Genomic DNA, 12,629 nt, shown 5'->3' with positions numbered 1-12,629 from the left:
TCGGCCGTCGTCACCGTCTCAGTCACCGGAGTACCGCTGCTCCTCCCAGGGGTTGCCGCGTTCGTGGTAGCCGTTGGCCTCCCAGAAGCCCGGCTCGTCGTGGTCCAGGAGCGTGAGACCCGCGATCCACTTGGCGCTCTTCCAGAAGTAGAGGTGGGGCACGAGGAGTCGCGCCGGGCCGCCGTGCTCGGCCGGCAGCGGCTCGCCCCCGTACTCCCAGGCGATCCAGGCCCGGCCGCCGCTGAGGTCGGCGAGCGGCAGGTTGGCGGTGTAGCCCGTGTGGGAGCGGGCGAGCACATGGGTGGCGGACCGATGGGGCCGCACCACGTCGAAGAACGCGTCCAGGGAGACGCCACCGAAACGCACGCCGAACTTCGACCAGCCGGTGACACAGTGGATGTCGCCGTCGTAGGCCGATGCCGGCAGGGCGTGTGCGGCGTCCCAGTCCCAGGTGTGCGGCCGTTCCACGAGACCGTCGACGCGGAAGGACCAGTGGGCCGGAGCGAGGTCGGGGGTGACCTCGGCGGACAGGACGGGCCAGTCCTCACCGGCGTCGTACTGCCCGGGTGGCAGGCCCGGGTTGTGCGCGCGCGGGCGGCCCGTGAAGCCTCGCGTAACGTTCATCCTTCAACCGTACGTGGTCGTCGTGGGTGCTCCGTCCCCTGGTCACCGCCGGATGATTGCGGCGGTGTGAACTCTTTCGAGCCAGGGGAATAGCTCTGCGGCGCTTCTCCTTTGCGCTCGATGCCGGCACCGGTACACCGGTGACAGCGCGAGAGAAGTGAGGAAAGTGCATGCCCAAGGCGTATGTGTACACGCGGCACGGAGGACCGGAGACCGAGGCGCTGATCGACCTGGACCGCCCGACCCCGGGGCGCGGCGAGATCCTGGTCACGGTCCGCGCGGCGGGGGTCAATCCCGTGGACTGGAAGCTGCGCCAGGGCTTCCGGCGGCCCGGCGAGAGCGAGAGCGCCTTTCCCACGGTCTTCGGCAGCGAAGCGGCCGGCGTGGTCGAGGAGGTCGGGCCGGGGGTCACCGGTTTCGCCGTCGGTGACGAGGTCTTCGGCAGTACTGCCCACGGCGGATACGCCGAGTACGCCCTGCTGACCGCCGACGTGACCGCCCACAAGCCGGCAGCGCTCTCCTTCCGCGACGCCGCCACCCTTCCGGTCGCCGCCGCCACCGCCTACGACGGCATCCGCCAGCTCGACCTGCCCGGCGGGTCGACGCTGCTGGTGACGGGCGCCGGTGGCGGGGTCGGCAGCGCGGCCGTGCAGATCGCGCGCGCCTTCGAGCTGCGGGTCGTGGGCGTGGCGAGCGCGGGCAAGAGGGACTTCGTGGAGTCGCTGGGCGCCACGCACGTGGCCTCCGGGCCCGACCTGGCGGAGCGGGTGCGGGCCGCCGCGCCGGACGGGATCGACGGCGTGTACGACCTGGTGGGAGGCCCGGTGCTCGCGGAGGCCGCGGAACTGCTCAAGGACCGGAGCAAGCTGGTCACCGCGGGCTCGCCGCAGGTGGCCGTCGCTGCCCTCGGCGGCGCCCCGGTCGAGCGGGTCCGCACCGCCGCGGTCTTCGAGGCGGTGGCCGACCTCGTCGTACGCGGTGCCCTGAGCCCGCGCGTCACCCGCACCTTCCCGCTGGAGGAGGCGGGTCAGGCGCTGCGTGCCGTCGAGGAGGGCCACACCCTCGGCAAGATCGTGATCGAGGTGGCCGCGTGAGCCTCATAGCCGGTGCGGGCGTCGGTGAAACGATCCCCGCCGACGCCCCGCACGTCCTCGACCACCCCGCCTTCGCCGCGCTGACCGGCCCGCACTCCCATTTCGCCGAGCGGCGCGGCCGGGTGCTGCGCTACCCCGTCGACGTCTCCCCGTGGCTGGCGCTGCCCGACGAACCGGACGCACGGGACTGGGCGGACCTGGCCGCGCTGGCCGGTCCCGGCACGGAGGTCCCCCTGCTGGGCTACCGTGGCGAGGTGCCGGAGGACTGGGAGATCACCTTCCAGGTCGACGGTGTCCAGTTCGTGGACGACGGCCTCGCCGCGGCGCCGGACGCGGAGGCCGTCCGCCTCGGCCCGGCGGACGTACCCGAGATGCTCGACCTCGTGGCCCGCACCCAGCCGGGCCCCTTCCTGCCGCGGACCATCGAACTCGGCACCTACCTCGGCATCCGGCGCGACGGCGCGCTGATCGCGATGGCGGGGGAGCGGCTGCACCCGCCGGGCTGGACCGAGATCAGCGCGGTGTGCACCGACCCCGCCTTCCGCGGCGAGGGCCTCGCCACCCGGCTGATCCTCGCGGTCGCGCACGGCATCCGCGAGCGCGGTGAGACGCCGTTCCTGCACACGGGCGCCCAGAACACCGACGCGATCCGCCTCTACGAGTCCCTGGGCTTCCGGCTGCGTCGCCGCACCGCGTTCCTCGCGGCCCGCGTCCCGGAGCGGTCGGCGGACGACCGCGCGGCCGTGCCGGTGGTCTGACCTCCGCCGCCCCCGGACGCCGGTCAGTCGGATCCGGTCTCGCCCGGACCCGCGTTGTACCGCTCCAGGTAGGCCGCGAACCGCACCAGGTCCTCCTCCGGCCAGTCCGCGAGCCGCTCGCGGAAGGCGGCCCGGCGGTTGCGGGTGACCTGGGCGAGGATCTCCCGGCCGGCCTCGGTCAGGTCCAGCACCTGGACCCGGTGGTCCTCCGGGTCCAGGCGGCGCTCGATGAGCCCGGCCCGCTCCAGCGCGGCGACCTGGCGACTGACCGTGGACTTGTCCAGCGCGTAATGCGCCGCCAGGTCCGTCGCCCGGCAGCCGCCCTGCTCCTCCAGATGGCCGAGCAGGGTGTACGACACCAGCGACAGCTCGGGGTGCATGCGGCCCGCCGAGGCGCGGGCCCGGCGGGCGAAGATCGTCATTTCGCGCTGGATCGTCTCCACGGCCGACTCCGCTGCGCTCACGGGAATACCTCCTCCGGCGTTCTAGTTGTATAGTACAACTTGGCCATAGAGTTGTATAACCCAACCTTTGGAGGTCGCCCGCGATGAGGTCACCGGCGCTGCGCCATGTGCTCACGCACCTGATCACCCCGCTGCTGATGTGCCTGGGCATGGGGCTCGCGTACATGGGTGCCTTCGTCACCCCCGAACCGCACCACCTGCCCGTCGCCGTCGTCGGCAGCGCCCCGCAGGCCAAGGTCTTCGCGCAGACGGTCAAGGACACCGCCGGGGACAAGCTCGACGTCCGCACGGTCGCCACTCGCGCCGACGCCGTCGACCTGCTCAAGTCCCGCGAGGTGACCGGCGCCTATGTGCCAAGTGCCAAGGCGCCGGAGCTCCTGGTGGCGAGCGCCGCCTCCGACATGGGCGCGACGGCCGTCGAGAAGGTCTTCACGCCGGTCGCCGCCAAGGAGGGCGTCCCGCTGAAGGTCACCGACGTGGCCGAGCCGGTCGCCGACGACCCCACCGGCCAGGGCCTGTTCTTCCTGCTGATCGCCCTCAGCATCGGCTCCTACGCCTCGGTCGCCGCCCTCGGTGCGGCGGGCGCCGCCCTGTCGATGCGGGTACGCGCCCTGCTCACGCTCGGGGTCTCCGCCGTGGTCGGCGGCATCGGAACGCTGCTCGCCGGGCCGGTGTTCCACCTCGCGCACCACGACCTCGCGGGCGTGTGGGGCATGGCCTGGCTGTACTCGGCCGGCATCCTCTTCGTCGGCGTCGGCCTGCACACCTTCCTCAAGCGGTGGACCACGCTCACCATGATGGTGCTGTTCGTCATGCTCAACTTCACCAGCTCCGGGGGGTTGTTCCGGCCCGAGCTGCAGAACGGCTTCTTCGGCGCCCTGCACGCCTTCTGGAACGGCGCCGGCTTCGTCGAGGGCGTCCGCAGCCTGCTCTACTTCGGCGACGACGGTCTGGCCCGGAACGTATGGACTCTCGTGGTGTGGTTGCTGGTGGGCCTGGTGGTGACCGGGATCGCGGCCCTGTACGAGCGGCCCCGGCGGGCCCGGCACGCGGCCGGCCACACCGGGACGGCGACCGAGGGGGCGGCCGTACCCGCTCCGGCCCGGGCCGAGTGGCCCGCCGAGGAGCGGGCCGTCGCCGATGCGGAGGCCGAGGAAGAGGTCCAGGAGACGGTCGGCGTCTGACCGACCCGGCGTCGGCCGCGGCGTTCGCCGGTCCCGCGCGTCCCGTAGATGCCGGTGCAGACCGAGCCGGTAGCGGCGGTGGGGCGCGGGTGCGGATGACGGCCGGTGGGCGCGGACGGATCCCACGGGGCGATGACGATCCGCCGGCCGGAGTCCTCCCAGGCGGCCGGGGTGCGGGCCACGAGGTGCAACGGGCCGGCCCGGCCGGGCCGTTCGTACCGGGCCGGCTCGAGGGCCAGGCCCGGGCGCATCAGCCCGTCGGGCGCGATCCTCGGCACGGCGCAGCAGGCCGGGGGCGAGATGGCGGAGGCCGGCGCGGAGCCGGGCCGCGATCTCCCGGCCGTGGGCGCGGGCGGCGGAACGCGGATCGAGGTCGCCGTCGACCCGGGCGGCGGCACAGGCGTCGGTCCGGTCCCCAGCCACGGGAATCCCCGTGCGCGGTGGACGGGAGAATCGGCGCTCACCTTGTGCGGACGGGACCCCCGGTCTCTGAGAGCGTGAGCCGTCATCGCGGCGGTCGTCCCCGTCCGACCGCCACCGTGCCAGGCTTCTTCCCGCTCGCAACCGCGCACGCCCCGTGGGGTATGGTGGCCCTCCGGTCGCGGACGTCGCGGCCCCGAGTGCCGAGGAGGTGGGACCCATCACCGCTGTGTCAGCCGGGGTGCTCCCTCCCCAGGACGGCGCGGTGCACCGGCAGCGGTGACCGCGGAGCGCCCTCAAGTCCCGCGCTCCGAAAGGCTTTCGGCCTCCATGCCTGCTTCTTCCGTCCCTTCAGCCGTCGTCTCCGCGCTGCGCGCCGCCGGGTGCGTCTTCGCCGAGGACGAGGCGGAGTTGATCCTCGCCACCGCCCGCACCGAGGCGGAAGTGTCCTCGATGGTGGACCGGCGCGTCGCCGGGCTCCCGCTCGAACAGGTCCTCGGCTGGGCCCGGTTCCACGGACTGCGCGTCGTGGTGGAACCGGGGGTGTTCGTCCCCCGCCGACGTACCGAGTTCCTGGTCGACCAGGCGCTGGCCCGGGTGCCGCACGCGACCGTGGTCGTGGACCTGTGCTGCGGCACCGGCGCACTGGGCGCGGCCCTCGCCGCGGCGTTGGACGGCGTCGAGGTGCACGCCGCCGACATCGACCCGGCCGCCGTCCGGTGTGCCCGCCGCAATCTCGCCGCGTTCGGCGGCCGGGCCCACGAGGGCGACCTGTACGACGCGCTGCCCGCCGCCCTGCGGGGCCGCGTCGGCATCCTCACCGCCAACGTGCCCTACGTCCCCACCGCCGAACTGCCCCTGCTGCCCGCGGAGGCCCGCGACCACGAGCCGCGCGTAGCCCTGGACGGCGGCGCGGACGGCCTGGACGTGCTGCGCCGGGTGGCCGCGGGGGCGCCCGAGTGGCTGGCACCGGGCGGCTGCCTGCTGACCGAGACCAGCGCACGCCAGGCACCGGAGGCCGTACGGGCCTTCGCCGACGGGGGTCTGACGACCACTCTGGCGGAGTCGGCGGAGCTCGCCGCGCACGTGGTGATCGGTGTGCGTCCCTGAGCCGGGTCGCGTCTACGGCAGTTCCCGCGCCCGGGCGATGAGCAGCGCGACGTCGTCGTGGTTGTCCGGGTGGTGCAGGGTCCACAGGAGGAGGTCGCAGGTCTCCTCCAACGGGCGGGCGGGGTCGTCGAGCAGGGACAGCAGGAAGTCCAGGCGTTCGTCCAGTGAGTGGGAGCGGGTCTCCACCAGCCCGTCGGTGTAGAACACCAGCTCGTCGCCGGGCTCGAAGTCGACGGTGACGGTGGAGAACTCGACGCCGCCCACCCCCAGCGGCACGCCGGTCGGCAGGTCGAGCAGGACCGGTGGCCGGCCCGGGCGCAGATGCGCCGGCGGCAGATGGCCGGCGTTGGCGATCCGGCACTGCCGCTGGTGCGGATCGTGCACGGCGTACACGCAGGTCGCGATGGAGTGGTCCAGGGCCGAGGTCGTCTTGTCCAGGTGCTGCAGCAGCATCGCCGGATCGAGGTCGAGGGCTGCCAGGGTGGTGGTCGCCGTGCGCAGCCGGCCCATGGTCGCGGCGGCGCTGATGCCGCTGCCCATCACATCGCCCACCACGAGCGCGGTCTTGCCGCCGCCCAGCGGGATGACGTCGAACCAGTCGCCGCCCACCTCGCTGGTGGCCCCGGCCGGCTGATAGCGGGAGGCCACCTCCAGGCCGGTCATGACCGGCGGGTGACCGGGCAGCAGGCTGCGCTGCAGGGTCAGGGCGGTGTTGCGGGCGTTCTGGTACCAGCGCGCGTTGTCGATCTGCACGGCCGCGCGGGCGGCCAGTTCCCGGGCGAGGAGCACGTCGTCCTCGTCGAAGGGCGCAGGATTGCGCGTGCGCTTGAGGTCCAGGGCGCCGAGCACCTCGCCGCGCGCGATCAGCGGCACCGCGAGATACGAGTGCAGCCCGGCCCGGCCCAGCAGTTCGGCCGCCTCGGGGCAGCGGGCGATGCGCGGCAGGTCCTCGTCCTTCACCCGCGGCACCAGGACCGCCTCGCCCGTGCGCACGCACTCGGTGACCAGACGGTCGGGTTCGTACCGGGCGACCCGGCCGGGGGGATCGGCGGCCCGCACGGCGTCCGAGCCGTCCGCCGGGCGCACCGCGAGGGCCCGGATCAGCGCGCACTCCGACGGGCCCAGTGTGCTGGGCCGGCCCTCGACCACCGCGTCCAGCAGATCGACCGCGGCCACGTCGGCGAGTTCCGGCACGGCGACCTCGGCCAGCTCGCAGGCGGTGCGGTCCAGTTCGAGCGTCGTACCGATCCGGGCGGAGGCGTCGGCGATGACCGCGAGCCGGCGCCGGGCGGCCTCCGCCTCCAGGGAGGCCCGGTGCTGCTCGGTGATGTCGACCACCGTCACCGCCACACCGAGCACATTGCCCATGGCGTCCTCGAGCCGGTACAGCGAGTGCGCCCAGGTGTGGTCCGCGTCCGGGTCGGCGGGGGTCCGGCCGACGATGGTGTTGTCGATCACCGGTACGCCGGTGTCCAGCACCCGCCGGGCGTCGGCCAGCATGCCCTCGGAGTCCAGCAGGGGAAGGACTTCGCGCAGCGTCCGGCCCAGGTGCTGGGCGGCCGGCACACCGTTGATCTTCTCCAGGGCCGGGTTGACCGAGACGAACCGCAGGCGGGTGTCCAGCACGGCGTATCCGATCGGCGACTGCTTCACCATGCGCTCGGACAGCGCCACGTCCTGCTCCAGCCGCCGTACGGTCGACTGGTCGGCGGCGAGACCGAGCGCGTACACGTCACCGCGGTCGTCCAGGAGCCGCATGTTGCGGAACTCCACCACACGGGTGCTGCCGTCCTTGTGCCGGACCGGGAAGCCGCCCGCCCAGCTCTGCCCGGTGCGCATCACATCGGCGAAGAGCTTGCCGACCAGCTCGAAGTGCCGCTCGTGGACCATGAGCCGGGCGGCGTACTGGCCGAGCGCCTCCCGCGCGCTGTATCCGAACAGCTCCTCCGCCTGCGGGCTCCACAGCACGATCCGGCCGGTGGTGTCCAGCACCACCGACGCCACGCCCAGCACGTCGAGCAGCCCACCGGGCCGCACCGGCCCACGGACGGGCTCGCCGCCGTCCGTCACCGGAGCCTCGGCTGGACTCATGCCACGCACCGCCTTCGCCCGTCCGCACGGCACACCGTCCCCCGTGCCGACTCCCCTTGGTCCACCGCTCTCACACTCGACTCTCCGACGCCTTCGCCGGTCACCTCCACCATCTCTCACCACAGCGGTGCACGTCCGCCGAAGCCGTCCCACGCCGGGGCCTGACTCCTTTCCCGGACATCCTGCACTCCTCATCGGCGGACCGGGAGAGTTCACGCTCATGTTGCTGTTTTGGTCTGTACATGACTTTCTCGCCACGCCAGACTGTCCGCCGTTCGAGTGTCCCCACCCCCCGCCCGAGGAGTCGGCCATGCCCGCGTCCGCCCGGCAACGTTGTCACCCTGTTCTCGCCGGACTCATCACCCTCGCCACCGCCGCCGTCGTGTCCCTCGCCGCACCGGCGCCCGCCTCCGCGGCCGACACCTGGACCGAGACGGGGTCCGACCGCGCCCGTCCGCTGGACGAGAGCCAGGGGCTCACCTCCGTCGAGGTCCCGGCGAACAGCCCCAACCGGTACACCGGTATCGGCACCATTCCCATCAGCGTCTCCAGTCGCGGCTGGAACCACGTCGGCGACCCCGACGCCTCCTACAACGGCTACTACATCGAGCCCTATCAGCAGGACTCCGGCAACTCGAAGATGTACCGCGTCCAGGCGCCCGACGGCACCTGGTCGGAGTACGTGCACACGCTGAGCCCCGGCGAGGCCCTGAACAACTCCTGGGACGCGATCTCACCCGACGGCCAGTGGATGCTCTCGGGCGAGTGGGGCACGATGAACCGCCTGCTGGTCTTCCCCACCCCGGGCGTCAACCCGTCCACCTCGCCCTCGGCCGACCTGCCGCGGGTCGCCGACGTCAACCTGGACCACCCCGTCCGCGACGTCCAGGGCTGCGACTTCTCCGGCCCCACCACCCTGCTGTGCTCCTCCGACGACCCGGACGGCAGCCTCTTCGGCATGACCAAGCCGCTGCTCCAGATCGACCTGTCGGCCCCGCCGACCGGCTCCGGAGACGTCACCGGCCATGTCACCGCCCTGCGCCAGCTGCCCCTGCGCAGCTCCTGCTCCGGCACCTTCGAGGTGGAGGGCATCGACTACGACCGCCGCACCGGCACCCTGCGCGTGATCGTGATGTCGCCCGGCATCTGCATCCTGACCGACAGCAAGACGTACAAGTTCTCCCGCGGCTGAGGTGTGCCGGCCGACGGGTGGTGCTTTCCTGGGGGTGGACGCGGTTCGGCGGGGTACCCCCTTCCACCGCAGCACGGCCACGAAAGGGGCGATCAATGGCACACACGGAGCGGTCGCATCCGGAAACCGTCACGGTGGAGATCAGCGGTACCAAGGAGGACGCCCGCCTCGTCTTCGACGCGCTGAGCTCCTGCTTCGCGTCCGACCGGGGCGCGGACGAGATCCCGCAGCAGCTCCACGAGGTCCGGCCGATGGTGTGGCTCGGCACGTACGACGTGGCGGACCCCCGGGGGACGGGCTGCCCGCCGGTCCACCTCGCCGCGTCCGTCCAGGCGGACGTCCAGGGCGGCTACTGGGCCGTGGACCGGTTCCGGCACACCCTGGACGCGATGTTCACCGTCGAGGAGACCTGCACGGCCTCCGGAGACCAGGAGAGGGACCTCCATCTGCGGCTGCAGAGCCGCTGACCCTCTCCCGCACTACGGCAGCGCCCCGGCCGGCTCCGCGCCGGCCGGGGCGTACTGCGCCTCGCCGTCGCCGAAGGACCAGTCGACGAGCGTGTTCTCGGTGACGGTGACGACGACGTTGCGCGGCTCGGTGCCGGTGCGCTCGTGCACCAACCCGGCGATCCGTCGGTACAGCGCGCGCTTCAGCTCCGGGGTGCGTCCCGCGCGCATGGTGATCGCCACGAACACCACCGAGTCGTCCTTGCGCAGGCCGAGATGGTCGCCGTACCGCAGGGTGCCGGTGGTGCCGTCGTGACCGGTCAGCACCTGGAAGCGGTCCTCAGGCGGGACGCCGAGCGTCTCCACCAGGGCGTCCTGGACGGCCTGGCCGAGCGCGTCGAGCCGGCCGGGGTCGGTGCCGAGGGTGTCGATCCGGACGAAGGGCATGGTGAGAGGTCCTTTCGGAGTGGGTCCGCGTCGACTGTACATACTAGTAGTTACAGAGTGGCTGGTGTCACTCCAAGGTGGTTGTGCAACTAGTTGCATAATGGGGCGGGCCTCCTCTACAACAGGAGGCGACGACACCGCGCACGGAGGGCCCCGATGAGCCGTTACCCGCATCTGATGACCCCGCTCGACCTGGGCTTCACCACGCTGCCCAACCGCGTGCTCATGGGCTCCATGCACGTCGGCCTGGAGGAGGCCGAGCGCGGCTTCGAGCGGATGGCTGCGTTCTACGCGGCCCGCGCCCGCGGTGGAGTCGGCCTCATCGTCACCGGCGGCATCGCCCCCAACGACGAGGGCCGGCCGTACGAGGGCGGCGCCAGGCTCACCACCGACGAGGAGGCCGAGCGGCACAAGGTCGTCACCGAGGCCGTGCACCGCGAGGGCGGCCGGATCGCCATGCAGATCCTGCACTTCGGGAGGTACGCCTACCACCGTGACCTCGTCGCGCCCAGCGCGCTGCAGGCCCCCATCAGCCCCTTCGTGCCCCGCGAACTGACCGACGCCGACGTCGAGCGGACCATCGACGACTACGCCCGCGCTGCCCGCCTCGCCCGGCAGGCCGGCTACGACGGCGTGGAGATCATGGGCTCCGAGGGCTACCTCATCAACGAGTTCACCGCCGCGCAGACCAACCAGCGCACCGACCGCTGGGGCGGGTCGTACGAGAACCGGATGCGTTTCCCGGTCGAGATCGTCAAGCGGGTGCGCGAGGCCGTCGGCGAGGACTTCATCGTCGTCTACCGGCTGTCCATGCTGGACCTGGTCCCGGGGGGCTCCTCCCTGGACGAGGTGATCACCCTCGGCAAGGCGGTCGAGGCCGCCGGGGCCACGATCATCAACACCGGCATCGGCTGGCACGAGGCCCGCATCCCGACCATCGCCACCTCCGTCCCGCGCGGCGCCTACACCTGGGTCACCAAGAAGCTCATGGGTCAGGTCTCGGTGCCGCTGGTGACCACCAACCGCATCAACACCCCCGAACTCGCCGAGGAGTTGCTGGCCGGCGGCTTCGCGGACATGGTCTCGATGGCCCGCCCGATGCTCGCCGACCCCGACTTCGTCGCCAAGGCGGCCGCCGGCACGCCGGAGGCCATCAACACCTGCATCGGCTGCAACCAGGCCTGCCTCGACCACACCTTCAGCGGGAAGATCACCTCCTGTCTGGTCAACCCGCGCGCCTGCCACGAGACCGAGCTGGTGCTCTCCCCGACCCGACTGAAGAAGCGCGTCGCCGTCGTCGGCGCCGGACCGGCGGGTCTGGCCTGCGCGGTGAGCGCCGCCGAACGCGGCCACGAGGTCACGCTCTTCGACGCCGCGAGCGAGATCGGCGGCCAGCTCAACGTCGCCCGCAAGGTCCCCGGCAAGCAGGAGTTCGACGAGACCCTGCGCTACTTCCGCCACCAGCTCGACGCGCACGGCGTCGACGTACGCCTCGACACCTGGGTCACCGCCGAGACCGTGGCCGGCTACGACGAGGTCGTCGTCGCCACCGGTGTCACCCCGCGCACCCCCGACATCCCCGGCGTGGACCACCCCCGCGTCGTGGGCTATCTGGACGTGCTGCGCGACGGGGCGCCCGTCGGTGACCGGGTCGCGATCCTCGGTGCCGGCGGCATCGGATTCGACGTCGCCGAGTACCTGACGGACGGCGGCGACAAGGCGAGCGAGGACCCGGAGACGTACTTCCGGAGCTGGGGCGTCGACATGGCCTACCGGGTGCCGGGCGGTCTCGCCGTGCCCGCGCGGCCCGCCCCGCCGCGCCAGGTCCACCTGCTGCAGCGCAAGCCCACCAAGGTCGGCGCCGGCCTCGGCAAGACCACCGGCTGGATCCACCGCACCGAGCTCAAGCACCGCGGCGTGACCATGGTCCCCGGCGTGCGCTACGACCGGATCGACGACGCCGGCCTGCACATCACCGTCGGCGAGGAGAGCACGGTCCTGGAGGTCGACACGGTCGTCCTGTGCACCGGGCAGGAGCCGCGCCGCGACCTGTACGAGGAGCTGGCCGCCGCCGGGCGCAGCGTCCATCTGATCGGCGGCGCGGACGTCGCGGCCGAGCTGGACGCCAAGCGGGCCGTCAAGCAGGGCACGGAGCTGGCGGCGGCCCTGTAGGGCGCCTGGCGCACCTCCCTAGGATGAGCCCATGTCACTCCCGCACGCGATCCTCACCGCCCTGCTGGAAAAGCCGTCGTCGGGACTGGAGCTGACCCGCCGGTTCGACAAGTCGATCGGCTACTTCTGGTCCGCGACGCACCAGCAGATCTATCGCGAGCTGGGGAAGCTGGAGGCCGAGGGACTCATCCGCGCGCTGCCGGCCGAGCAGCCCGCCCGCGGGCAGAAGAAGAGCTACGAGGTCCTGCCCGCGGGCCGCGCCGAACTGGCCCGCTGGACCGCCGCCGCACAGGACCCCAAGCCCCAGCGGGACGTGCTCCTGCTGCGGCTGCGGGCCGCGGCGGTGGTCGGCAGGGCGGGCCTGGAGGCGGATCTGCGCCGCCATCTGGAGCTGCATGAGCGGCAGTTGGCCGAGTACCGGGAGATCGAGGAGCGCGACTTCCCGCCGGGCCGGGACGCCCCCGAGGACCGGCTGCGCCACCTCGTGCTGCGGGCCGGCATCGACCTGGAGACCTTCTGGACCCAGTGGCTCGGCCACGCCCTGACGGAGTTCGCCGACCTGCCCGACGCCGACTGACCCGCCCTCGGAACCGGTGCGGCCGCTCCGAGCCGGTGTGTTCGCTCAGA

12 protein-coding genes and 1 pseudogene are annotated in these 12,629 nt (G+C 72.6%); 8 read left to right on the top strand and 5 right to left on the bottom strand.

Annotated features, from left to right (window positions below; genetic code table 11):
* Positions 1 to 18: 18 nt before the first annotated feature.
* Positions 19 to 624: a sulfite oxidase-like oxidoreductase gene (locus tag AB0L59_RS19160; RefSeq protein WP_365584831.1), complete on the bottom strand. Its 606-nt coding sequence runs from the start codon at positions 622 to 624 to the stop codon at positions 19 to 21.
* A 170-nt stretch (positions 625 to 794) separates the two neighbouring features.
* Between AB0L59_RS19160 and AB0L59_RS19155 the strand changes: the two genes are divergently transcribed.
* Together AB0L59_RS19155 and AB0L59_RS19150 are read left to right on the top strand one after the other, a co-directional pair.
* Positions 795 to 1,718: an NADP-dependent oxidoreductase gene (locus AB0L59_RS19155; protein ID WP_365584828.1), complete on the top strand. Its 924-nt coding sequence runs from the start codon at positions 795 to 797 to the stop codon at positions 1,716 to 1,718.
* Positions 1,719 to 1,750: 32 nt separating this feature from the next.
* Complete coding sequence (locus tag AB0L59_RS19150) at positions 1,751 to 2,476, top strand: GNAT family N-acetyltransferase (RefSeq protein ID WP_365585071.1); 726 nt, start codon at positions 1,751 to 1,753, stop codon at positions 2,474 to 2,476.
* Between the two features lie 23 nt (positions 2,477 to 2,499).
* Here AB0L59_RS19150 and AB0L59_RS19145 read toward each other — a convergent pair whose 3' ends face one another.
* On the bottom strand, positions 2,500 to 2,940 hold the full coding sequence (locus AB0L59_RS19145; protein WP_365584825.1) for a MarR family winged helix-turn-helix transcriptional regulator: 441 nt from the start codon (positions 2,938 to 2,940) through the stop codon (positions 2,500 to 2,502).
* 83 nt (positions 2,941 to 3,023) lie between these two features.
* Between AB0L59_RS19145 and AB0L59_RS19140 the strand changes: the two genes are divergently transcribed.
* Positions 3,024 to 4,124 (top strand): hypothetical protein, encoded by a 1,101-nt coding sequence (locus tag AB0L59_RS19140; protein ID WP_365584823.1) that lies wholly within the window; start codon positions 3,024 to 3,026, stop codon positions 4,122 to 4,124.
* Positions 4,125 to 4,157: 33 nt separating this feature from the next.
* On the opposite strand, the pseudogene AB0L59_RS19135 reads toward AB0L59_RS19140, so the two are convergent.
* Positions 4,158 to 4,553, bottom strand: a pseudogene (locus AB0L59_RS19135) (hypothetical protein); the annotation flags it as partial.
* 321 nt (positions 4,554 to 4,874) lie between these two features.
* Here AB0L59_RS19135 and AB0L59_RS19130 point away from each other — a divergent pair.
* A complete protein-coding gene (locus AB0L59_RS19130; protein ID WP_365584821.1) occupies positions 4,875 to 5,654 on the top strand; it encodes a putative protein N(5)-glutamine methyltransferase in 780 nt (259 codons plus the stop codon).
* A 12-nt stretch (positions 5,655 to 5,666) separates the two neighbouring features.
* Here the strand turns inward: AB0L59_RS19130 and AB0L59_RS19125 are convergent, their stop codons facing one another.
* The gene (locus tag AB0L59_RS19125) at positions 5,667 to 7,745 is read right to left on the bottom strand and encodes a SpoIIE family protein phosphatase (RefSeq protein WP_365584819.1); all 2,079 of its coding nucleotides are present in this window, start codon (positions 7,743 to 7,745) and stop codon (positions 5,667 to 5,669) included.
* Between the two features lie 310 nt (positions 7,746 to 8,055).
* Here AB0L59_RS19125 and AB0L59_RS19120 point away from each other — a divergent pair, with 310 nt between their 5' ends.
* Complete coding sequence (locus AB0L59_RS19120; RefSeq protein WP_365584816.1) at positions 8,056 to 8,937, top strand: hypothetical protein; 882 nt, start codon at positions 8,056 to 8,058, stop codon at positions 8,935 to 8,937.
* A gap of 95 nt (positions 8,938 to 9,032) precedes the next feature.
* Positions 9,033 to 9,404, top strand: a complete 372-nt coding sequence (locus AB0L59_RS19115) for a hypothetical protein (protein WP_365584813.1) — start codon at positions 9,033 to 9,035, stop codon at positions 9,402 to 9,404.
* Between the two features lie 12 nt (positions 9,405 to 9,416).
* Here AB0L59_RS19115 and AB0L59_RS19110 read toward each other — a convergent pair whose 3' ends face one another.
* Positions 9,417 to 9,830, bottom strand: coding sequence for a tautomerase family protein (locus AB0L59_RS19110; protein WP_365584812.1), 414 nt, complete (start codon positions 9,828 to 9,830; stop codon positions 9,417 to 9,419).
* A gap of 156 nt (positions 9,831 to 9,986) precedes the next feature.
* Here AB0L59_RS19110 and AB0L59_RS19105 point away from each other — a divergent pair, with 156 nt between their 5' ends.
* Both AB0L59_RS19105 and AB0L59_RS19100 read left to right on the top strand, forming a co-directional pair.
* Entirely contained in the window at positions 9,987 to 12,002 is a 2,016-nt protein-coding gene (locus tag AB0L59_RS19105) for an NADPH-dependent 2,4-dienoyl-CoA reductase (protein WP_365584809.1), read from the top strand.
* Between the two features lie 31 nt (positions 12,003 to 12,033).
* Positions 12,034 to 12,579 carry a PadR family transcriptional regulator gene (locus AB0L59_RS19100; RefSeq protein ID WP_365584807.1) on the top strand — a complete coding sequence of 182 codons (546 nt, stop codon included), beginning with the start codon at positions 12,034 to 12,036 and terminating at the stop codon, positions 12,577 to 12,579.
* Positions 12,580 to 12,629 lie beyond the last annotated feature (50 nt).

Source organism: Streptomyces sp. NPDC052109, assembly GCF_040680195.1.
Taxonomy (GTDB): Bacteria; Actinomycetota; Actinomycetes; order Streptomycetales; family Streptomycetaceae; genus Streptomyces.
Note: the sequence above shows the minus strand (reverse complement) of the source record. Positions and strands in the feature narration are given on the sequence as shown.